This is a genomic window from Bradyrhizobium sp. USDA 4341 (genome assembly GCF_054063755.1).
The window spans coordinates 9,196,792-9,219,291 of record NZ_JBSSGO010000002.1; the positions used below are offsets into that span (position 1 = coordinate 9,196,792).

A 22,500-nucleotide genomic window follows, 5' to 3' on the forward strand; every position below is an offset into this window, starting at 1 on the left:
CCAGGATTGGCACGACATGATCTGGGTTGAGACATTGATCAACGGGGCCCTGCTGGGCGGGCTCTACGGCCTGCTCGGCATCGGGCTCGCTCTGGTGTTCGGCGTGATGCGCGTCGTCAACATCGCGCATGGCGAATTCATGGTGCTCAGTGCGTTCTGCGCCGTGCTGCTGGCCAACCTGTTTCCGCAGGTCTCGCCGCTGCCGATGCTGATCCCGGTGATCGCACTGTCCTTTGCGGTCGGCTGTCTCTACCAGGCCGCCATCGTCAACCGCGTGGTGACGTCGCCCGATCCGCTCTCGCCATTGCTGCTCACCTTCGGCGTCTCGGTGATCCTGCGCAACGTCATGGTCGAGATATTCGGCGCCGACGTGCGCAGCCTCCAGGTCGGCGAGCTCTCGCGCGCCAGCCTCGAGATCGCCGGCCTCAACATCGGCATCATGCCGCTGCTCACGCTGGTGCTCGCCGCGCTGCTGTTCATGGCGCTGCAGCTCGTGCTGCGCCATACCGAGTTCGGGCGGATCGTGCGCGCCACCGCCGACCGCCGCGACATCGTCCGGCTGTCCGGGGTCAAGCCGGACCGGGTCTATAATTATGTCATGGGCCTGTCGCTCGCGCTCGGCGCGATCGGCGGCGTGCTGCTCGCGGTGCGGTCGAGCTTCACGCCGTTCTCGGGCGCCGAGCGGCTCTTGATCGCCTTCGAGGTCGTGGTGCTCGGCGGGCTCGGCTCGTTCTGGGGCGCGCTGCTCGGCGGCATCGCGCTCGGCATGGCGCAGTTGATCGGCCTGAAGATCGATCCGAACGCGGGGCTGCTCTATGCGCATCTGTTGTTCTTCATCATGCTGTTGATCCGCCCGTCGGGTCTCGTGTCGAGCAGGGTATGACGCAGATGCCGACACGGACAACTCTCCTCGCCTGTGCCATCGTGCTCGTCGCTGCTATCGCCGGCGCGCCCTTCGTGCTGAACGAGGGCATCCTGCGGCTCGCGACCGAGTGCCTGCTGCTGCTGACGATGGCGCAGATGTGGAACCTGCTGGCGGGCTATGCCGGGCTGGTCTCGCTTGGCCATCAGGTCTTCATCGCCTTCGGCGCCTATGCGCTGTTCCTGACTTCCGGCTGGCTCGAGGTGACCCCGATCTGGGTCTTGCCGGTGGCGCCGTTGGTAGCCGCCGCCGTCGCGGCGATCATCGCCTTTCCGCTGTTTCGTTTGCGCGATGCCTATTTCTCGATCGCGATGTGGGTGTTCGCCGAGATCATCGGCGCCTTCACGATGAAATCGCAGGCGATCGGCGGCACCTCGGGCGTGCCGCTCGCCACCAGCAAGCTGATCGATTTCGACTGGTTCGAGCCGACCATGTTCTGGCTGGCGGGCGGCCTGACGCTGGTCACAATCGCGGCGCTGTACAAGATGATGACCTCGAGCTTCGGGCTCGGGCTGATGAGCGTGCGCGACAATGACCTCGCCGCGATGAGCGTCGGTGTCGACGTCCGGCATAATCGCTTCATCGCCTTCGTGCTGTCGGCGGCGGGTTGCGGGCTTGCGGGTGCGTTGAGCTTCATGGGCAATCTGTTCATCGCGCCGCTCGCGGCCTTCGACGTCAACTGGTCCGTCTACATGATGTTCATCGTGATCATCGGCGGTATTGGGACGCTGGAGGGCCCGATCCTCGGCGTCATCATCTTCTTCGGCCTGCGCGAATTGATGACCGGGCCGCTCGGCCTGTCCGGCGGCTGGTATCTGGTCGGGCTCGGCATCATTGCCGTGGTCGTGATGATCGTGGCGCCGCGCGGCATCTGGCCGGCGTTGCGCGATCGCCTCGGCGTGCGGCTGCTCGATGTCCACCGCGCCGCGCCACGGCCGGCCGCGGCCTCCATCCTTCCGGGCGCGTCGGAACGGGTTACCGGATGAGGCAGGCCTTCACGCCGTCACCATTGCTTGTATTCTGACAGTTCCGGCTTTGAGTGGAGGGTGTGATGGCTCTGATATTCCGGGGATGCGGATCGGCATTGGCCGGCCTGGTTGCGATGACGATGGCGGCGCCGCTGCCGGCGCAGGCCGAGCGCAGGATGTGGCCGCAGGCGGCCGCCACGCATCCGATGGATGGGCTGACGACGGACGAAATCCGTTCGGTCACCGAGATTCTCCGCGGCGCCGGCAAGCTCGACGATGCGGCGCGGGTCGTCTCCATGACGGTCGACGAGGACCCCAAGGACGAGGTGCGGGCGTGGAAGCCCGGACAACCCTTCGCGCGGCGCGCGAACGCGACGCTGCTGAGCGGCGGACATCTCTACGAAGCGCATATCGATCTCGCCGCCCGCAGCCTGCTCGGCTGGGACGAGGTCAGGGATCACGAGGCTGCGCTGACCATCGACGAACTGATGTCTGCCGGTGATCTGCCGAAGCAGGACCCGCGCTGGATCGCCGCGATGGCCAAGCGCGGCATCACCGACTTCCACAATGTGCTGTGCCTGCCGTTGACGGTCGGGCCGGTGAGCGACCCGGCCCTGAAAGGTCGCCGCCTGCTCAATGTTCCCTGTGTCGACACGACCGGCGCCGCCAACAATCTCTGGGGCAAGCCGATCGAGAACCTAGTCGCCCAGGTCGATCTCAAGAGCAGGACGGTGCTGTCGGTGACCGATCTCGGCGTGCTGCCGCCGCCGGCGCAGACACCCTCGCATGCCTATGCCGACTCCGGAAAATACCGCAAGCCGCCGAGGCCGATCGAGATCACCGCGCCCGAGGGCAGCAATGTGAAGGTGGAGGGCGGCCAGGTCCACTGGGACAACTGGTCGTTCCATGTCCGTCTCGAGCCGCGCGTCGGCGCGGTGCTGTCGTTGATCCGCTACGACGATCACGGCACGTTCCGCGACATCGCCTATCAGATCTCGGCGAGCGAGATGTTCGTGCCCTATATGGACCCGGCGCCGACCTGGTCGTTCCGCGCCTATATGGATATCGGCGAATACGGTTTTGGCGTGCTCTCCAGCGAATTGCAGCGCGGCATCGATTGCCCCGAAGGCGCGCATTTCCTCGATCTGACGATCTCGGACACCAAGGGCATGCCTGTCGTCTCCAAGGGCGCGGTCTGCATCTTCGAGCGCCCGACCGGCGATCCGATCTGGCGCCACAGCGAGCTGCTCAACAACACCGCCGAGGTGCGGCCGAACAACGAACTGGTGGTGCGGATGGCGCCGGTGGTCGGCAATTACGACTATCTGGTGGACTACGTGTTCGACCGTGCCGGCAATATCGACGTGCGGCTCGGCGCTTACGGCATCGATGCGACCAAGGGCGTGGCAAGCCGGACCTTGAGCGATCCGACGGCGAAGCAGGACACGGCCTACGGGACGCTGGTCGACGAGCGGCTGCTTGCCGTCAATCACGATCACTACATGACGTTCCGGATCGATATGGACGTCGACGGCACCGCGAACCGGCTGGTCGAGGATCGCTTCAGCGTGCGGCGGCTCGACCAAGGCCAGCGCAAGAGCCTCTGGCAGGTCGACACCAGGCCGGTCGCGACCGAAGGGCCGATCACGACGCCGCTGAGCGCGGCGCAGTTCAGGATCGAGAGTACGGGCAAGACCAACAGCCGCGGCTATCGCACCAGCTATCAGCTGATGCCCGGCCACTCCGACGTCTCATTGCTCGCCAAGGACGATCCGATCCAGCTCCGCGCGGGCTTCAGCGCCTACACGCTATGGACGTCGGCCTACGCCAAGGACGAGAGATACGCCGCGGGCATGTACCCGAACGAGAATCCTGAGGTCGACGGCTTGCCGAAATGGACCGCCGCAAAGCGGCCGATCGAGGATCGCGACCTCGTGCTGTGGTACACGGTCGGCTTCCGCCACGTGCCGCGCGCCGAGGATTGGCCGGTCATGCCGGGCCTGTGGCACGGCTTCCGGCTCCGTCCGTTCAACTTCTTCGATCGCAATCCCGCGCTCGACGTGCCGCCGATGGTGAATGCCAGGGACACCAAATGAGTGGCCGCGTGCATCGCATGGGGGCGGTGGCCGGCGCGCTGCTGGCGCTGTTGGCGGCGCAGCCGGTCGCGCGTGGCGCGGCGGCCGAAAGCGGCGTTGACGATGCGTCCTTGCTCTATTTGAGCAGCGGCGACTGGCAGCGCCAATCCACGCCGCACAAGGTCGCGCTCGCGGCCGACTTCATGCGGATCTTCTGCACCGACCAGAGCATGTCGGCGGCATCGCTCGCCGATTGCCTCGACCGCGACAAGACGGATGGCGCGCCGTTCGAGCGTGCTATCGCTTGCGTTGGCGCACGATAACTTTGGTGTAGTCCTATCCCCGTCATTGCGAGCGAAGCGAAGCAATCCATCGCGCAGCGTGTGGAGGTATGGATTGCTTCGTCGCTGTCGCTCCTCGCAATGACGAAGAGGCCTTACAACGTCTTAGCCGGCCGCTGAGAGGCCGGCGTCGATCCCTTCGGCGATCGCCTTCACATCCAATGCGGTGAGGATCAGGGGCGGGGGACAGGATCAGGTTGTTGCCCGAGACGCGCAGCATCACGCCGGCCTCGTAGGCGGCATCGGCCACCTTCGCCATCGTCTTCTTGTCGGCGGGCTTCTTGCTGTCGCGATCGGCGACGAGCTCGAGCGCGGCCATCAGGCCCTTGCCCCTGACGTCGCCGACCAGCGCATGCTTCGCCTTGAGCGCGGCCAGCGCCTGCGCGAGGTCCTTGCCGCGTGCGGCGGCATTCCCGTCGAGCTTGAGGCGGCGGGTCTCGGCCAGCGCGGCAAGGCCCGCGGCGCAGCCGACCGGGTGGCCCGAATACGTGTAGCCATGGCCGATCGAGCCGAACGTGGTGGTGTCAGTCTCGAAGGTTTCCGCGACCGGCTCGCCGATCAGCGTCGCGCCGAGTGGGAAATAGCCCGAGGTGATCGCCTTGGCCATCGTCATCATGTCAGGCTTGACGCCCCACAGACGCGAACCCGACCACGCGCCGGTGCGGCCGAACCCGGTCACGACCTCGTCGGCGATCATCAGGATGCCGTGCCGGTCGCAGATCTCGCGCGCCAGCATCATGAAGCTGTCCGGCGGCACGATCACGCCGCCGGCCCCCAGCACCGGCTCCATGATGAAGGCCGCGATGGTGTCGCCGCCCTGGAATGCGATCTCCTCCTCCATCGCCGCCGCGCACAGCTGTGCGAGCCTGGCAGGATCGGTCTCGTTGAAGGGATTGCGATAGGTCGAGGGCGCGGGGATATGGAATACGCCGGGCAGCATCGGCTCATAGTTGCGGCGGAAATTGGCGTTGCCGTTGACGGATGCGCCGCCGAAATGGGTGCCGTGATAGCCCTTCTTCAGCGCCAGGAACTTGGTGCGGTCAGCCTGGCCCTTGATCTTCCAGTATTGCCGCGCAAGCCGCAGCGCGGTCTCGACCGAGTCCGATCCGCCTGACGTGAAGAAGGCGCGAACCATGCCTTCCGGCTTGAACCATTCGGTGAGCTCGTAGGCGAGCTCGATCGAGGGGCCGCTCGATGTGCCGCGGAAGCCGGAATAATACGGCAGGGCGCTGAGCTGGTCCGCGATCGCTTTCTTGATCGGATCGCAGCTGTAGCCGAGGTTGACGTTCCACAGGCCGCCGACCGCATCGATCACGGTGTTGCCGTCGATGTCGGTGACGTGGACGCCTTCGCCCTTCATTACGATCCGCGGCGGCTGCGCCCGCATCTCGGCGGGATGGGCCATCGGGTGCCAGATCGGCTTGGCGTTGTTCTCAACCAGGAAGTTTCTGTCGCGCATGGTCGCTCTCTGTCCGGCTGGAGCCTTTTCCGTTCCGATGGAATCGGAACGGGCCTCCAGATTCTAGTTTTGGCGCGTTTTCTTCACGCGAACCGGTACCCACTTCGCTCGAAAACGCTTTAGTCGAATTGCAGCCCGAAGTGCCGCAGCGCCTCGCTGTAGGACGCCGCGGGGCTGCGCACGTCAAACATCACCGTGCGCATGTTGCAGGTGGCAGCGCCCACGATGTTGCGACGCTGGTCGTCGACGAAGACGCAATCTTCTGCTTCCAGCGCCAATTCGTCCAGCACGCTTTGATAGGCGCGCGGATCGGGTTTCAGGATCCCGGTATGGGTCGCGTCGACGATGCTATCGAAGCGCTTGAGGATGGAGAGGCGGGTGCGGAACTCCGCGCCATAGAACAGGTCGAGCTCGTTCGAGAGGATGGCAAGCCGGAACCCGGCGTCGGCGGCGAGGGTGATCGCGCGCACCGCCTCGGGGCGGATCACGGTGTCCGGATCGGCGCCGCGCGCGCGCTTCACGAAGGTCTCCATGTCGCGCCAGTCCTCGCCGACCATGCGTCCGACCTCGCGGCTGCGGGTCAGCCAGTAGTCGCGTTCGGAAATCTCGCCGCGCTGCATCGCAGCCCAGAGCGGATCGCTGTCGGGGGCGAATGGTCCGAGCCATTTCAGCGTGCACGGTGCGAGCCCGAGCGCGCGCTCGGTCAGGTCATGGGTCTCGAACAGGGTCTTCGAGATGACGCCGCCGAAATCGAGCACCAGCGCCTGGGCGAGCGGTCGCGTCATGCGGCAACCGTTCCGCGGCCGGGGCGGACAATGCCGGCTGCGACCCATCGGTCGAAGATACCGAGCACGGTTTCGTTGAACGCCGCGCTGTTGATGTGATCCCTGATCTCGTGCAGCTCGACCGGTGGCCGGACCGCCGACCGCATCGCGTCGACAAAGGCGGCGAGGGCGTCGGGATCGTGCAAAGCCTCGCCTTCGCGGTCCCATTGCTGGATGCCGCCGGCGGGGAGCACAAAGGCGACGGGCGCGCTGGCGCCGGCGAGCTTCTCCGCAATCGCGTGTGCGATCCGGCGGCGATCGGCGGCTCCCGAAGTCGCCGACGCGAGCAGCCGGTTGTGTGCGTGGAACGGCCGATCCGATAGTTCGTTCGGAATCCCAAGCCATGCCGGGAAGTCGACCATGTCGACCGCCCCGGGGGCGACGATCTGCGGAATGCCGGCTCTGCCCGCATTCTCCAGCCGGTCGGCGCCTGAATTGACCACCGAGCCGGTGAGCTGATTGGCGACCTCCTGCAGGCTGAGGTCCAGCACCGCAGCAAAGCCGCCTTGGGCTGCGATCGACTCCATGGCACGGCCACCCATGCCTGTGGTGTGGAAGACCACCACCTCGTAGCCGCGCTGCTCGAGCTGCGGCTTGAGCTCCACCATGTAGCGCAGGCAGCTCTTGCCGAGCGAGGTGATCGCAACGACCGGCCGGTCCCGGCTCGGCTTGATGGCGCTCTTCGCCGCGCCGACGATCGCGCCGCAGGCTTGCGACAGCACGGCGGTGCAGGTGCCGTTGAGGCCATAGAGGCCGCCGGCCCACAGGATCATCATCAGATCGGCGGCGACGCGCTCGGGCGGGATCAGGTGCGAGAATGCGACGGTCGAGACGATCAGCTTCGGCAGGCCGAGCGGCAGCGCCTGCGCGACGTCGAGCGCGAGGTCGGTTCCCATCGTGCCGCCGATCGCGATCATGCCGTCGATGGCATCGCGCGCCGCGAGCTCGCGTGCCAGATTGGCAGCGCCAATCGCCATCAGCGACATCGCGGAATTTTCGTCGCCGCTGGATGCGATCGCCGCGATCGTGGTCCGCGCAGCGGAGGCCACCGCGTGCTTGTCATGTGCGGGTTGATACGGCGGATCGCCGAGCACGCTGATGTCCATCATGATCGTGCTGCCGCCGGCGCGCGCGATGCACGCGCTCATGAACAGCAGTTCGTCGGCCTTGGTGTCTCCAGTGCCGATCAGAAGAATGCGGGGCTGCGTGATCTCGGGCATGACCTTCGGCTCGCCGGCGGCGTGAGGGATGTGGACGAGTTGGTTTGCACCCAGCGGGCAGGGCGTTCGGCCATCGTGCGATCACGCTATGAGGGCGCTGGCCGCGGCGACATCCACCTATCGGTTGATTGCTGCCAAAGCCTTGATTTGGCGAGGATTGCGGCATGCCAGCGGTCTCCGGTCGGGAGCTGCTCTTGTCACCGTCATGATGATCTCGCATGCAGCAAGCCCAGATCGATCTGTTACGCTCAACCGTAATTCCGGCCCAGCAGCTCTTCATCGGCGGCCGGCCGGCGCAGGCGATTGGCGAGGCACGGCTCGATGTGGTGTCGCCGATCGACGGCCAGGTGCTGACGACGATTGCAGACGGCGATGCGGCCGATGTCGACCTTGCGGTGAAGCGGGCGCGGCAGGCCTTCGAGCAGGGAAGCTGGTCGCGCGCGGCGCCGGCGCAGCGCAAGAAGGTGCTGCTGCGGTTCGCCGATCTGATCGAGCAGCACGCGCTCGAGATCGCTGTGCTCGGTGTGCGCGACAACGGCACCGAGATCGGCATGGCCTACAAGGCCGAACCGCTGTCGGCGGCCGGCACCGTCAGGTACTACGCCGAGGCGATCGACAAGGTGTATGGCGAGATCGCGCCGACCTCAGGTGACGTGCTCGGGCTCGTGCATCGCGAGCCGCTTGGCGTCGTCGGCGTGATCGTGCCGTGGAATTTCCCGCTGATGATCGGGGCGTGGAAGATCGGTCCCGCGCTCGCCGCCGGAAACTCGGTCGTGGTCAAGCCGCCGGAGCTGGCATCGCTGACGCTGCTGCGGCTTGCCGAGCTCGCGACCGAGGCAGGCCTGCCGGACGGCGTGCTCAACGTCGTCACCGGCCGCGGCGCATCGGCCGGCGAGGCGCTCGCGCTGCATATGGATGTCGATGTGCTGGCCTTCACCGGCTCGGGCGCGGTCGGCCGCCGGCTGCTGGAATGCTCGGCGCGGTCGAACCTGAAGCGGGTTCATCTCGAGCTTGGCGGCAAGTCGCCCAACATCGTCTTCGCCGATGTGCCCGACATCAAGCATGCGGCCAAGGTCTCGGCGAACGGCATCTTCCGGAATTCGGGCCAGGTCTGCGTCGCCGGCTCGCGGCTGCTCGTGCAGTCCGCGATCTATGATCGCTTCATGGATGAGCTGCTTGACGCCACCGCAAAGCTCAGGGTCGGCGATCCCCTCGATCTGACGTCGGATATCGGCGCCATCTCGAGCCAGGTGCAGTTGCGGAAGAACCTGGATGCGGTTGCCCGCGCGGAAGCGCAGGGTGCGAAGCGGCTGATCGGCGGCGAGCAGATCCGCGTCGAGAGCGGCGGCAACTTCATGGCGCCCGCGATCCTCACCGAGGTGACGCCATCGATGGAGGTCTGGCGCGAGGAGGTGTTCGGCCCGGTGCTGGCGGTCACGCGGTTCGACGGCGAGGAGGACGCCACGGCGCTCGCCAATGCGACGCCCTATGGGCTTGCGTCGGCGGTGTGGACCGGAAGTCTGTCGACGGCGCATCGCATGGTGCGCGCCATTAGGGCCGGCGTCGTGCACGTCAATGCCTATGGCGGCGCCGATATCACGGTGCCGCTCGGCGGCTTCAAGCAATCCGGCTTTGGACGCGACAAGTCGCTCCACGCCCTCGACGCCTATACCGACCTCAAGACCGCCTGGATCGCGCTATGACATCAGCAACCGCCGAACGTGCGGGCATTCTGAATCGCTTGCTCGATGCCGAGCAGGAACGCTTTCGGACGCTGCATCCGCGATCGGCGGCGGCCTGGCACGAAGGCCGGCAGCACTACCTTTATGGCGGCCCGTCGCACTGGATGCGGCGCTGGGCCGGCGGCTTTCCGATCTATGCCGATGAAGCGCATGGCGCGCATATCCGGGATATCGACGGACGCGACTATATCGATTTCTGCCTCGGCGACACCGGCGGCATGTGCGGCCACGCGCCCGAGGCAGTGACGGAAGCCGCGCTGCATCAGCTCAAGCATGGCGCGACCATGATGCTGCCGACGGAGGACAGCCTTTGGGTCGGCGCCGAGCTGTCGCGCCGGTTCGGCCCGAAGTACTGGACGCTGACGACGTCCGCGACCGACGCCAACCGCGCCGCGATCCGCATCTCGCGCATGATCACCGGCCGGCGCAAGGTGCTGGTGTTCTCCGGCTGCTACCACGGCGGGGTCGAGGAGGCGCATGTCGAGATCCGCGACGGCCGCGTCGGCTTGCGCAACATGATCCATCCCAACGGCATCGATCATGACGCCGTGAGCCGGGTGGTCGAGTTCAACGACGTCGCGGCGCTCGAAGCGGCGCTGGCGCAGGGCGATGTCGCCTGCGTGCTGACCGAGCCGCTGATGACGAATTTCGGCATGATCCCGGTCGACCCCGGTTTTCACCAGGCGTTGCGCGATCTGACCCGCCGCGCCGGTACCGTGCTCATCATCGACGAGACCCATACGCTGTCGTGCGGGCCGGGCGGCTACACGGAGAGCCACGGGCTCGAGCCCGACATCTTCGTCGCCGGCAAGGCGATCGCGGGTGGCATCCCCGCCGGCGTGTTCGGCCTCAGCGAGGAGATTGCCGAGCGGCTCTGGAAGCTCGTCCCCCACGTCAATCCGCGCGAGCGGCAGTCCGCACATCTTGGTTTCGGCGGCACGCTCGCCGGCAACGCGCTGACGGTCGCCACCATGCGCGCGGTGCTGGAGAAGGTGCTGACCTCAGCGAATTACGAGCGGATGATCGGAACCGCGACCTGGCTCGCGCAGGAGGCGCGCCGGCTGATCGAGGCGGCCGGGCTGCCCTGGCACGTCACCCAGATCGGCGCACGTGCCGAGATCATGTTCATGCCACGGCCGCCACGCAGCGGCGCCGACGTCATTGCGGGCCGGCAACCCGATCTCGAGACCTTGCTGCATGCGTTCTACATGAACGAGGGCATCCTGGTCACTCCGTTCCACACCATGCTGCTGATGTGTCCGGCGACGTCGGGGCGGGACGTCGACAAGCACACGGCGGTGTTCGCGCAGTTCATCGATCTGCTGCGCGGCGCGGGGGCAATCTGATGCAGGCGCTTCCGTTCGATCTCGACGGCCGGGTCGCCATCGTCACCGGCGGCGGCCGCGGGATCGGTGCGGCCATTGTCAGGCGCCTTGCGCAGGCGGGTGCGACCGTGGTGATCGCCAACCGGACGCTCGATGTGGCCGAGGCACTGGCGCGCGAACTCGCTGACGACGGACGAACCGCGCATTGCGTGCCGTTCGACCGGCTCGATCGCGGCAGCTTGCGTGCGATGATTGACGATGTCGCCGCCAAATTCGGCCGGCTCGATATCGTCGTGCACAATGCCGGCGGTTGTCCTTGGGCCTCGCTCGAGGAGCTCGATGAAGCCAAGCTCGACGAGACGCTGGCGCTGAACCTCAACGCCAGCATCTGGCTCGCACAGGCTGCGATTCCGCATATGCGCGCCAACCGGTTCGGACGCATTCTCGTGACATCCTCGGTCTCGGCGCGCGTCGCGATGGGCGGCGGCGCGCATTACTCGGCGGCGAAGGCCGGCGTCAACGCGTTCATCCGCGGCGCCGCCTTCGAGCTCGCGCGCGACGGCATCACGGTGAACGGCGTCGAAGCCGGCTTCATCGAGAAGCCCGGCCGCGGCACCATGAGCGCGCCGGAGAACAAGGCGAGGCTCGAACGCTTCATCCCGATGGGGCACATGGGGACCGCCGACGACATCGCCTGCGCGATGCTCTATCTCGCGTCCGCTGAGGCCAAATATGTCACCGGGCAGATCATCGTCGTCGACGGCGGCTCGACGCTGCCGGAGACCGGATTTGCCGTCGAACGGCAGTGGGGGCTCTAGATGAGCGTGATCTTTTCGGGAAACCGGTTTCCACTTTTCCGGATCATGACCTGATGCCGCGGCTGGACGGAAAGACCGCGCTGGTGACGGGCGCAGCCACGGGGATCGGCCGGGCCACGGCTTCACTGCTGGCGTTGAGCGGCGCGCGCGTCGTGCTGTTCGGCCTCGGTGACGCCGAGCTTCAGGCCGCCGCGGCGGAGTGCGGCGGGCAGGCGGTCCATGGCGACGTCACGCGTGCGGACGACATTGCCGACGCCGTCGCCGCCTGCGGCGCGTGGCTCGACATCGTCGTCAACGCCGCCGGCCTGATCGTGCCGGATCAGCCAGCGAGCATCTCCGACGAGGTCTGGGCCAGGACGCTCGATGTCAACCTCACGGGGACCATGCGGGTCTGCCGGGCATCCCTGCCGCTGCTCCAGCAGCGTGGCGGAGCGATCGTCAACATCGCCTCGGTTGCCGCGTTCAATGCCAGCCCGGACAGCGCAAGCTACGCCGCCAGCAAGGCGGCCGTCGTCGCCTACACGCGTTCGCTGGCCTATGCTCACGGGGCCGACGGCATCCGCGCCAATGCCGTGGCGCCCGGCTGGGTGCGGACGCCGATGAGCGCCTATGAAATGCAGTTGCTCGCGGACCAGAATGGCACCACGCCCGACGCCGAGTTTCGCGGCGTCGAACGACGGATCGCCTTGGGGCGGATGGCCGAGCCCGCCGAGATCGCGGCATGCTGCCTGTTCCTGGCTTCCGACGAGGCGTCCTTCGTGACCGGAGCAGTGCTGGTCGCCGACGGCGGCGGCCGCTCGCCGACGCAAAACCGCGCCGTGTAGAGCCTCGTTTCGAAGCAATCGGAACGCGGCACGAGAAGCAGCCGCGGCAATGACGACGGGCTTGTTCAAACCCCCTTGACCGTGTGGCGCTCGCGTCTCCAGCCGATCTCCGCCGGCGCCGTCGGAGGGCGCCCGCAACGTCACTCCGGCGCTATCGGATGCGCTGGACGCTCGATCGATGGCTTGAGGCTCTCGAGTTCAACGAAGGCATCGGCGTGTCTGCGAAGCTCATCGGCGATCATCGGAGGCTTCGTTCGAATGCTGGAAACGACGGTGACACGCACGCCCCTCCGCCTGACGGCTTCGACAACGGCTCGCAAGTCACCATCGCCAGAGAACACGAATGCGTGGTCGATGCGGTGCGCGATCTCCATGGCGTCGACCGCGAGCTCGATGCCGATGCTGCGCTTCATTCGCCTCCGTCCATCGCCGTCGTCGTGCTGCTTGGCGGCCTTTCTCCTCACCGCATATCCGTTGTAATCCAGCCAATCCACCAGCGGCCGAAGGCTGCTGAATTCGTCGTCGTCCCTCACGACCGTGTAGAAATAGGCGCGGACGATTTGCCCATGCTTGCCGAACTCCAAGAGCAATCGGCGGAAGTCGACTTCAAAGCCGAGGTTCTTGACCGTCGTGTGCAGATTCGCGCCATCGATGAATAGTGCAATACGATCGGTCATCTCAAATCCCCATGACGCCCGGATCAGTTGCTGTATGCTTTTGGTTCTGGAAATGCCTCGGGTGCGTGGCGGGCGCCAGATTGAAATGACTGATCCTAGTGCAATGACTCGGTCGGCAAAAAGCGGAAATTTTCAACACGGCGGGTGTCATGTTGATCGTGCGCTTATTGATAATATGGCAATCGATGCGGCACGGCCGGCCGTCGCAGACAAATGAAACGGTCGTCGTTGAAGGACACTGACGTTCGCACCCGCGCTTGGACGAAGGCGTTCGGGCAGCGGCGAATAATCGTCAGCTATGGCGGTTCGTTTGTGGCGCTTCGTTGGCATCAGCCTAATAACCGCGCGCGCAATTCCAATCCTGATATCCGTGGACTATCAGAACAAATGGGTGCTTACGTCGTCGGGCGAGCGCCGCCGTCGACGCCAGCCAATGGTGCAGCGCACCGGCGCTGACGAGCCCGGTTTGCACAAGGTGACGATTGTCAGATGCAAGATTACATCTAAAATCGATCACGGGTAGCGGCGCCGTTTCGCGCCGGTGCGATATTTCGAGATACCACCTTTTTGCAGACACACTAGTTTTCGCCGCTACGAACTTCGTCGCAGGGGGGAGGGCGGTTTTGCACTCCCAGATTGCGCAGACGACTCGCTATTACTAGTGGTGTGGATGCGCGTCGACGTGTCTATTGCGCCGTGGGGTCGCGAGCAAGCACCCATTGGCGGTAACGCAATGGCGATAATCCAACCCGGCGAGTTGTGGTCGGCTCGGAGGAGATTCTGCGATCTGCTTTTGACACGGCGCGAAGTCCCGATGGCCCTCGCTTCGTAGAGCCGAGCGGTCGATCGCCATCATCATTGTGCGATTGAGGAGCGCCCCAAACTGCAGGGCTGGGCGTTCACATTCTTCGACCCTCAATCAGGTCAACCCAATCTTGTATCGAGAATTGCCAATCGAACTTTCTTGCGGCCTCCTGGATCGAGTGGCACTTCTCGACATAGGCTGAGGGGTTCTCTTTGTAGAACTTCAGGGTCGCGGCGGTGAAAGACACGAACCTGTCCGCTTGAACGGGAGCAAGGATGCCACCGCCCTGACAGGCCTTCTGCGGGAAATGACCGACCGGCGTTCCGATGACCAGTCGGCCTGCGGCTGCTCCCTCCATGACCGGTAACTGTGCAGCTTCGCTGATCGAGCTTGTAACAATGGCCCCGACAGACCGGTAGAACTCCGGCATGTCATGAAACGATGTTTGCTTCGCTGTCGAGCCGGCGACTTTGAACGGTAGCCCGGCGGCAGCCGCGGCCGATTGAGCGAGCGCTCCTCTCTTCCATTCGACACCGTAAGTCTTTGTCGCCATGGAAGATGCATAGCCGACCGCGTCCAAATGCGGAGCTATTGGGGAGTGGAATGTTTCGTAGTCGATACCTAGAGAGGCGACTATGGGCGGCCTGGAAATGCCGCTCATCATGGAAGCGCAATAGACATAGTCGCTGACAACGGCATAGTTGGAGAATTTTTCGAAAGCCTCGATGCCCTTCCGTTCGATGAGCATGCGGATGTCGAATTCGTGGTGAGACACCGCAATGATCCGCTCGTACGGCACCTTGTAGGTATCAACCAGGACACTGACCCCGTCCAGGGCAGTTATGAAGCAGTCATAGTACGATTGAAGGGCGTCGAAATGTTGCGCGTGGTTCTGCTGCCAATTCAGAACGTCTACGATGTAGCCTTTCTTGTACAAATTCTTGCTCAGGTCGTAGTAGACCCGTCCATGTGACCAGGCCGGATAGCCAAAGGCCAATAGCTTCGCCTTAGGTGGTTTCGCACCGGTTCGAGCCCGGATCGTGGGGTGAACGATGTATTCCTGGATGTCTCTGCCCGCGTAACCTTCAGACCTGTAGTCCGTCTCGGGATATCCGCCGTGTGCCAGGTCCGCGGAGATCAGAAACAACTCCCAAGTGCTGCAGGTCTTCGCAAAGCCGAAGTTGCCGTCGGGATAGGCAGAGAGAAAGGCGCGGCCCAGCTTCAGGCAGAACAGCCCGCGCTCCAGAGCGATCAGTTCCAGCGGCGCAGCTGTGCTGCTCTTGTCCAGGATCGGCTTGAGCCCGTCTCGACTAAACCCAAAGTCTTCCGCCTTCTCGGCGCCCGGCGTATAGCGCGCGCGACATCGATGGCTTGTCGACTGCTGGGGCACCAATAGGACCAGATTGTCGGGCACATGATCGATTGGACCGTGGCGAAGCGTTCTCGTCGCCGGGTCGAGATAGACGATTGTGCCAAACGACGTGAACAATCCGGCCTGCAAGCAATCGGGACTCACGATGGCGACCCCGCCATCATCTCGCTTCGTCTCCTTACAAAGAACTCCAGATTATTGATGAGCCGCTGATTGTGAGGGTCCAGTTCGAGGGCGGCACGTCCCCATGCGACGGCCTGGTCCATCGCGTTGAGATGCCAGGCGGCAATCGCGCCAAGATCGTGCAGTCGAAACCCCCAGCTATGCTCATCATCGAGATAGCTCCCGGTGCGGCGGGTCTTTCCGATGCCGTTTGCACAGGCCCAGAAGAGATTATGCCAATCTGCCTGGCTATGAAATTGTTCGGCCAAATCCAACCAGATCTCGCGCCGGTGTGGGGCTTCCAGTCGCGCTCTTTCGAGCCAGTTGATCTTCCTGGCCGGGTCAGTCCGTGCGAGAAAGCGCATCGCCTCCGCACGTTCCTCGCTCCACGTACTCGTTGGCAGCTCCAAATATCGTGAAAGCAGTGCAGTCGCCTCATCGCTTCTGTTCGCCCACATATAGTCCCGGCCGAGCCAAAAGCAGATCTGCGAATCGTCGGGATCCTCCCGATGAGCGACTTCCATCAGCGGCAGATATTGTTGCCGGGTATCTTTCGAATGATCCTGCACCTCGCACATCACGATATCGAGGCACTCCGTGGTGACTTCTGTTCCGGAGTATGAGAGAGCTTCATGGACCGGACGCTTGAACCGATATCCCCAACGATGATGAAAATTCTTCGTCGGCCAGCCTCGCAAGATCGCTGGATCGTCGGGATGCGCCCGGTAGAGCGTGCGGCAGAAGAGGGCCGTCGTATCGGCTGACCACGCAGCCTCGAGCCTCTCCCGCCATCCCGGTTCGAGATAGCGATCCATATCCATGGAACAGCAGACATCGACATCAGATGGAATGAGCGCCATTGCAGCATTCCGCGCGACATCAAAACGCCAGGGGCGGACCGAAATCTGGTGAACGATGACGCCTGCACGCTGCAAGCGCCCTATCGTGTCATCATTGCTACCCGTGTCCGCCACAATTCGATAGTCGGCATCCATCGCAGAGTGCGCCCAGCGCTCGGCATGCGCGGCCTCGTTCAATGCGATCGTGTAGACTGCGACTTTCAATCGGGCTCCTCAGAAAACGCCAAAGTGAGGCGAGCTTTTCTGGTCGTGGATTCAATGTGTTCTCATCAAGCCAGATCCCCCCGCTTGCGGATGGCAACCAGCCCTCCCATCAGCTTCGCCCTGGCCAACTCGTAATGACTTTCGAAAAAGAGAACATCCGCGAACTGGTGGGCGATGCGGGCCACGTCAAAAGGATCCAGCGAGCGGGCTTCGTTGTGCTGCTTGATCTCGCGCAGCAGCATCTTTGTGAGCGTAATCTTTGCCGGGTCCTCACCTGGCGGCTGCCAGTCCAGATCCTCGATGAAGTACCATCCACCATCGGCCAACAGGGGAAAGAGTTCGACCAACGTTTGCTGTTCGTCGAGCGAGGCATGGCTGCCGTCATCGATGATGACGTCAAACGAGCCTGGTTCGAGCCGCGCAGCCAGATCACGCAGCTGTCCCCGGTCCGACTGATCGCAAACATGCGACGTGAACCGACTGTTGTTGAGTGCTGAGAAGTCGGTGAGATCGACGCCGGTGACATGGCAGAACGGAAAATAGCTTTGCCAAAGCGCGACCGACGGTACTTCGCTTTGATTTCCTTCCGCGAGCCCTCTGCAAAGGCCGATCTCCATGAGCCGTTGCAACGAAAATCGTCTGCTTGACAGCAAACGCTGGTAGATCCGCGCATAGCTGTGCCGGTTGCCGGTGTGGCGGTTCTTGTCGGTATTGAACCGGTCTGCCAGATCCGCGAAATTGGGTGGGCCGTCTTCCGATTTCGTGAGCATCGCGATCAGGGAGTTGGGATCCTCTGCGTGAGCCTGATTGCGGGCTGTCCAGAGATGCAGCCCGAACACGCGGTCATCGTTGAGGTAGTTGGCGAGCTCGCTGGCCGGCCGCTGAAAGGCATTAACCTCGGTCCAATCGATCGAGTTGAAGAGGACTGGACTGAAGACGCTCGCACGCAATTCCTGGCCGTCGGGTGATGCGATATAGTCGGACAGCAGTTTGGGCCCGATGTCGCCAAACATGATCGGTTCTTTACCGTACAAGCAGTCGACCGAACGCTCGTACAGAATACGCAAGTGACGGCTGAATGGCTTGGCATAGATCACATTCCCGCAAACGAAGTGTCCGCGATGTCCACCGCGCCATTGCAGATTGAAGAAGTAGTCGCCGACGAACGGGAATGGCTTTAGCAGGATAACGTCGGAGTCCATCCAAAGACCGCCATGCTCGTAAAGCAGGGCGTACCGGAATATGTCACTGAAGAATCGCACTTCCGACCGATCGGCCGCCCGATCGAACAGCGCCTTTGGCACGATATCCGACGCGTTCCGAATGTCGATCCCTCGCGCTGCAAGGAACGCGAACTTTTCAGGCGAATATGTCCAGATGCGAACCGCATGGCCGGCAGCGCGCATTGACGATGTCGCGGCCATCAGCGTTCGGTGCTGATCCGACATTGGCTCGTAGAACAGATTGATCTGCGGCAGAGGTCCGGATGCGTCTCCGAGCAGGGGTGCAATCCGGTCATCGAAGGCTTTGGTCGAGCTCAGACGTCCTTCGGTGGAATCAGCGAGGCGGAGGAATGGGGCGAGGCTCTCGAAGAAAGTTTCGGTTGATTGTGCCTCTGCGGCGTCATTCGTCGCGACCGGGAGCGGGGCAATCAGATAATTCTGGATCCCGTGATAGCGTTGGTATTGTCCGATGGTATGGTATCCGTGTTGAGCACACCAGTTCTCGAAGGCGGCGCCGGCGGAATCCCATATCTCGATGAAGATGGTCGGACGCCAACGTTTGATCGTTTCGCGCAGTCCATCGAGTATCTCGAATTCCATTCCCTCGGCGTCGAGCTTGATGAGTTCGATCGGTTCATCAAGCAGTACGGAGTCGCCGGGAATTGCATCGGCCTCGCCGAGTGGATCGGCGAAGAAGCGGGTGTGGCCGAGATTGTCAGGGTCGGGCGTTTCCTTGCGGAATCTGCCGCATCTCGCACCGAGCGCGGTGCCGAGATGGCTCATGTCTATGTTTCGGCAGCCATTGAGGCTGCAGTTTGTCTTGATGATCGATACGGCGACATCATTGGGCTCGAAGACGATGATCTTTGGAGCGTTGGTGAACTTCGACATGTATATCGCGTGATTGCCGACGTTTGCTCCAATGTCGACGAATGCCCCGGTTCCTCGATAGTGACTCGCAATGAGTCCGAGCTCCTCGCTCTCGTAGAACTGTCCTTGCTGGTGAAACTTCATCACCGCGTCTGACGGGTTGGTCACGAAGAACCGGACCGGCTGCCCCTTCACAACGGACTCGACGACGGAGCCGAGCGGGAGGGATGGGCGGCGCGCGGTCCGGCCGTCCCAAATCTCGTTCGTGCGCTCCAGCATGCGACGGACGTCGTAAGCCTCAACCGTGGCGATCCACGATTCAGAGTCCGCAACGCTATAGGATACAAGCAGCCGCTGTTGATCCGGATGCCAGGCTAGCCCGGCCGCAAATTCCACGCCCTTTCGATTGAAATAGAACGGGCGGCTGACTGCCACCATCCGGTTCGAATTGTCGAACCAGACGAACCGGTGATAGTAGAAGCGTCGTCGTTCAGCCGGGCGCCACTGCACCTCGTGGATGACAGCAAGCCAGCCGTCGTCGAATGGAACCAGTTGCGTGCCGCCGCGAAAGCGCGTCGCCGAAATGCGGGGAGGGTGCTCCTGAGCCGTTTTGCCTTCGGCGCTCACAACGCGGGTCGGGTCGCAGAGATACAGAAAGTTCAGGTCGCCGTCCGCGACCTGAGGCATCCAGTTCTTTTCGTCTCGTTTTGGGCCTTCGGGCTCAAGCTTCCGCCATTCTACCAGACGATAGTATCCGCCCTCGTCCTGCTGCAGCCGCGCCAGCACCTGTTCGCACCAGCCCTCGGGCGTGAGTTCGCGAACGCAGGCGCTGCTCCATAGGGCGCCGCGCCAGGCGAACAATCGCATGTCCTCGAAGCCTTGGACCGCTGGAAAGGCAGGTGGGGGCATGTCGCCGGGAGGCAGAATTTCAGTGCTCGAACGGACCGAGAGATCTTCGCCAAGATGAAGAAGGAAGTTGCGCGTCTTGATCGGTTCGCCGCCGGACGTCCGATACTCGAGCCCGTCTTCCGTCATGGCGTAATTGACCGCCCTCTGAGCGACGAGAATTTGGTCCCCCAATCGCGTCACGGACGGATTGAGCGGGACGTGGCCGTCGGGAGCGGAAAAGTCGATCCGCTTCGGCGCGAACGAGGGCAGGACGACGTTCGCTGGCTGGACATAGAAATGCAGGTTTGACCACGCCAGTTCGCGCGGCCCGTCAGCAATCTCCCGGTTGAGCGCGAGATAGTTGCACGCTGCAAAGCCGCGGTTCCATCGCTCCATGTCACCGGCGTAGTTCGCTGCGATCGAATACTCCTCCAGCAGTCCGGTCTTGTAGACATGGTCCTCTACAAACAGAATATCCGACCTGGGATATCCGATTGTCAGCCCGAACTCCGCGAACAGCGCCGCCGTGTGGTTCTGCCCTTTTTCCCGGTAAAACCTCGAGAGGTCGTAAAGCGGCTCCGCTCGCTGTGACCGTTCGTTGAACGCCTGAAGAGCTTTGCTGACGAATCCGCCTTCATCGCCTAACCCGCGCAGGCAGCGCGCCTGTTGCAGGCGCGCCATCCAGGCTTCTTCGTCCCAGCCGCCCATGTCGGCGCGCCTGGCATATGCATCGGCGGCCTCAGTGAGACGGCCGGCGTCGCGAAGGGATTGCGCAAGGTAGAACCAGTAACGGGTGTTCCTTGGGTCGCTCTCGAGCGCCGCCTTCAGGAGACGGATGTCGCGCTCGAATTTGTCGACGCGATTGGATCCGCTGGCATGGTCGATATACGATACACCGATCAGCTCTTCCACGCCGCCCGGCACGTTTAGGTATTCGTGAGTGACACCGTGATAGCGTGCGCCGGCGTCACGCCGAACCAGGCGTGTGTTCGAGTAGCTGAGGCCGCCCGATGTCACCTGCCGCAGGCGATAGCCAGCGCCGGTCAGCTTCCCGCGGAAATCCGCGTCCTCGACGACCAGCTCCATGTCTGCGTCGTCGAACAGCAGATAGTCGTAATCGAGCGGCGATGCATAGGCATGATCGAGCGCCGCGTTACGAGCCTGCTCGAAATTGTGAAACGGGAAGCTGTGCAACTCGCCGGGAATCTGCCGTTCGGCGAAGAAGCGCTTGATGAAATCCTGCGTGCCGTCGGTCGAGCCCGTATCCCCGATCACCCAGCAACCGATATGAGGTGCGACAGAACTAAGACAGCGCTCCAGATTTGCCGTCTCGTTCTTGACGATCATATTGAGGCAAAGGCGCTTGGCGTCTGACACTGCGCAAACTCTATGATTTGTGGCAATCCCGGCGTCAGACCGGAGAAATGTGCCGCCCCGATCGAGACGGATCAGCGATCTTCATCCGCCTCCTCGATATTTTTACATTAATCCAAATTCGCTGAATAAGGAGAGCAAAGGTCCTTTACGGTGAATCGCGCACGCTGGCGAGGCGGTCCCGTATTCTTGCGGAGTGCAGCCGCGCCGGCATTAATTAAAAATCCCTTGCGGCGTCTGCTCTAATCAGCTTTAAAAGAGCGCTTTCTGGGAGGCTCGCCTTTCGGGGTAGTTTTCTTATTTCGATAGTTTTGAATTTTTATTGAGATTGAGATCACCGCAGTCGCCGGTGCTTCTTGGGCGCACGTGTTTTTCACACTGACGATTTCACTCCAGCACTTGGGGCTGGGGAGATCGCAGGCAGCGTATTGAGTATCGTATGTCGAATGATTGCGTACGTAAGCCGAAGGTCTCCCCGAAGCATGGGCCAGTGAGGCCGCCGATCACGGCGGCCGGCATCGAGACATACGCCGGCGTGCTCGCCGCGATGGGCTTCCACGAGATTCTGGTGACCGGGAACTTGCCGCGCGGGCCGACCACCCAGAACGTCACGTATTTCATCGTCGACCGCGATACGAAGGGGATCGTATCGCAGCTCACGCTTCCCGATGCATCGAACCAGTTCAACGGCGTCGAGATCCGTCTCAAGGTTGCGCGCCTGTCCAGCGCTTATGACATCGGCATTTTTCAATCCAACGGCGAATTCAAGCCGGCAGAATTTCTTACAGTTCGAAGCGATTTAGACACTCCACCGTCGAGTGGAGCAAGCGGACGCGCCGCCTGAGCTTTTTTGCCGGGCGGCTTTTTTTTTGATTTTCGGGCCGAGCGTCAAGAGCGCGCGGCCCAACATTTGTTTTTGACGAAAGGACCTGGCCGATGGGTGGCAAGTCTGAATTTCTTTTTGTCGATTCATTTGTTCCGGATCTCGGCACGCTGCTGCGGAACCTGCGGCCCGAAGTTCAGGCTTTCGTGCTTGATCATCGTCGGCCCGCGGCACAGCAGATGGCCGAAGCGCTCGAGGGGATCGAATGCCTCGACGCGATTCACATCGTTGCGCATGGTGCGCCTGGGCGAATTTGCTTTAGCAGTGGTGAGTGGACGGTTGAAACTGTTGCGCGCGACGCGCGCGAACTTGCATCGCTCGGTCGTGCGCTGTCCGCCGATGGCGATCTGAGGCTTTGGAGCTGCGAGACGGGGGCGGGACCTGTCGGCGCAGCATTCGTGAGGGCACTTTCGGACGCAAGCGATAGCTATGTTTCGGCTGCGGCCGGGTTGGTGGGTGCAGCGGCGTTCGGTGGTCGATGGGACCTGGCTGTGTCAGCCCGCACGGAGAATGTGCCGCCGATGACCGACATCGGGCAGGCAAACTATGCCGGAGTGCTCAGCCTTGAAGTCACGCTTGTCGGCACTCTCGACCTCTCAAGCGGAGGTATCACCGAAACACCGGTGACGTACTACATCACTCAAGGAACGACTATTTTCGCTAG

At 63.0% G+C, this 22,500-nt stretch carries 15 protein-coding genes and 2 pseudogenes; 10 read left to right on the forward strand and 7 right to left on the reverse strand.

The window, feature by feature from the left end:
• Positions 1–16: 16 nt before the first annotated feature.
• The 4 genes from ACVIGB_RS48660 to ACVIGB_RS48675 all read left to right on the forward strand — a co-directional run bounded on the left by ACVIGB_RS48660 (position 17) and on the right by ACVIGB_RS48675 (position 4,288).
• Entirely contained in the window at positions 17–883 is an 867-nt protein-coding gene (locus ACVIGB_RS48660) for a branched-chain amino acid ABC transporter permease (protein ID WP_456723902.1), read from the forward strand.
• Positions 880–1,908, forward strand: a complete 1,029-nt coding sequence (locus ACVIGB_RS48665; RefSeq protein WP_456723901.1) for a branched-chain amino acid ABC transporter permease — start codon at positions 880–882, stop codon at positions 1,906–1,908. The genes ACVIGB_RS48660 and ACVIGB_RS48665 overlap by 4 nt, the downstream gene beginning before the upstream one ends.
• Before the next feature lie 65 nt (positions 1,909–1,973).
• Positions 1,974–3,986, forward strand: a complete 2,013-nt coding sequence (locus tag ACVIGB_RS48670; RefSeq protein WP_456723900.1) for a copper amine oxidase — start codon at positions 1,974–1,976, stop codon at positions 3,984–3,986.
• Complete coding sequence (locus ACVIGB_RS48675) at positions 3,983–4,288, forward strand: hypothetical protein (protein ID WP_456723899.1); 306 nt, start codon at positions 3,983–3,985, stop codon at positions 4,286–4,288. The genes ACVIGB_RS48670 and ACVIGB_RS48675 overlap by 4 nt, the downstream gene beginning before the upstream one ends.
• Before the next feature lie 123 nt (positions 4,289–4,411).
• Here the strand turns inward: ACVIGB_RS48675 and ACVIGB_RS48680 are convergent.
• The 3 genes and pseudogenes from ACVIGB_RS48680 to ACVIGB_RS48690 all read right to left on the reverse strand — a co-directional run bounded on the left by ACVIGB_RS48680 (position 4,412) and on the right by ACVIGB_RS48690 (position 7,809).
• A pseudogene (locus ACVIGB_RS48680) lies at positions 4,412–5,765 on the reverse strand (aminotransferase class III-fold pyridoxal phosphate-dependent enzyme).
• Between the two features lie 119 nt (positions 5,766–5,884).
• Positions 5,885–6,550 (reverse strand): HAD family hydrolase, encoded by a 666-nt coding sequence (locus tag ACVIGB_RS48685; protein ID WP_456723897.1) that lies wholly within the window; start codon positions 6,548–6,550, stop codon positions 5,885–5,887.
• Positions 6,547–7,809, reverse strand: a complete 1,263-nt coding sequence (locus ACVIGB_RS48690) for a Tm-1-like ATP-binding domain-containing protein (protein WP_456723896.1) — start codon at positions 7,807–7,809, stop codon at positions 6,547–6,549. Before ACVIGB_RS48690 ends, ACVIGB_RS48685 begins: the two co-directional genes overlap by 4 nt.
• Positions 7,810–8,027: 218 nt before the next feature.
• On the opposite strand from ACVIGB_RS48690, the gene ACVIGB_RS48695 reads away from it, so the two are divergent.
• Genes ACVIGB_RS48695 through ACVIGB_RS48710 form a run of 4 tightly spaced genes read left to right on the forward strand, consistent with a single transcriptional unit; the run spans position 8,028 to position 12,518 of the window.
• Positions 8,028–9,512, forward strand: a complete 1,485-nt coding sequence (locus tag ACVIGB_RS48695; protein WP_456723895.1) for an aldehyde dehydrogenase — start codon at positions 8,028–8,030, stop codon at positions 9,510–9,512.
• Positions 9,509–10,897 carry a transaminase gene (locus tag ACVIGB_RS48700; protein ID WP_456749352.1) on the forward strand — a complete coding sequence of 463 codons (1,389 nt, stop codon included), beginning with the start codon at positions 9,509–9,511 and terminating at the stop codon, positions 10,895–10,897. Before ACVIGB_RS48695 ends, ACVIGB_RS48700 begins: the two co-directional genes overlap by 4 nt.
• Positions 10,897–11,694, forward strand: a complete 798-nt coding sequence (locus tag ACVIGB_RS48705) for an SDR family oxidoreductase (protein ID WP_456723892.1) — start codon at positions 10,897–10,899, stop codon at positions 11,692–11,694. Before ACVIGB_RS48700 ends, ACVIGB_RS48705 begins: the two co-directional genes overlap by 1 nt.
• 53 nt (positions 11,695–11,747) lie before the next feature.
• On the forward strand, positions 11,748–12,518 hold the full coding sequence (locus ACVIGB_RS48710; RefSeq protein ID WP_456723891.1) for an SDR family NAD(P)-dependent oxidoreductase: 771 nt from the start codon (positions 11,748–11,750) through the stop codon (positions 12,516–12,518).
• A 140-nt stretch (positions 12,519–12,658) separates the two neighbouring features.
• On the opposite strand, the gene ACVIGB_RS48715 is transcribed toward ACVIGB_RS48710, so the two are convergent.
• From ACVIGB_RS48715 to ACVIGB_RS48730, 4 genes are all read right to left on the reverse strand, one after another.
• Complete coding sequence (locus ACVIGB_RS48715; RefSeq protein WP_092125431.1) at positions 12,659–13,195, reverse strand: LabA-like NYN domain-containing protein; 537 nt, start codon at positions 13,193–13,195, stop codon at positions 12,659–12,661.
• A gap of 899 nt (positions 13,196–14,094) precedes the next feature.
• Positions 14,095–15,489 (reverse strand): hypothetical protein, encoded by a 1,395-nt coding sequence (locus ACVIGB_RS48720; RefSeq protein ID WP_456749353.1) that lies wholly within the window; start codon positions 15,487–15,489, stop codon positions 14,095–14,097.
• A 23-nt stretch (positions 15,490–15,512) separates the two neighbouring features.
• Positions 15,513–16,598 carry a tetratricopeptide repeat-containing glycosyltransferase gene (locus tag ACVIGB_RS48725; protein WP_456723889.1) on the reverse strand — a complete coding sequence of 362 codons (1,086 nt, stop codon included), beginning with the start codon at positions 16,596–16,598 and terminating at the stop codon, positions 15,513–15,515.
• A gap of 65 nt (positions 16,599–16,663) precedes the next feature.
• Positions 16,664–20,956, reverse strand: coding sequence for an FkbM family methyltransferase (locus ACVIGB_RS48730; protein ID WP_456723888.1), 4,293 nt, complete (start codon positions 20,954–20,956; stop codon positions 16,664–16,666).
• Positions 20,957–21,443: 487 nt separating this feature from the next.
• On the opposite strand from ACVIGB_RS48730, the gene ACVIGB_RS48735 reads away from it, so the two are divergent.
• The gene (locus tag ACVIGB_RS48735; RefSeq protein WP_456749354.1) at positions 21,444–21,797 is read left to right on the forward strand and encodes a hypothetical protein; all 354 of its coding nucleotides are present in this window, start codon (positions 21,444–21,446) and stop codon (positions 21,795–21,797) included.
• A 92-nt stretch (positions 21,798–21,889) separates the two neighbouring features.
• Positions 21,890–22,336: pseudogene (locus ACVIGB_RS48740) on the forward strand (DUF4347 domain-containing protein); the annotation flags it as partial.
• Positions 22,337–22,500: the final 164 nt, after the last annotated feature.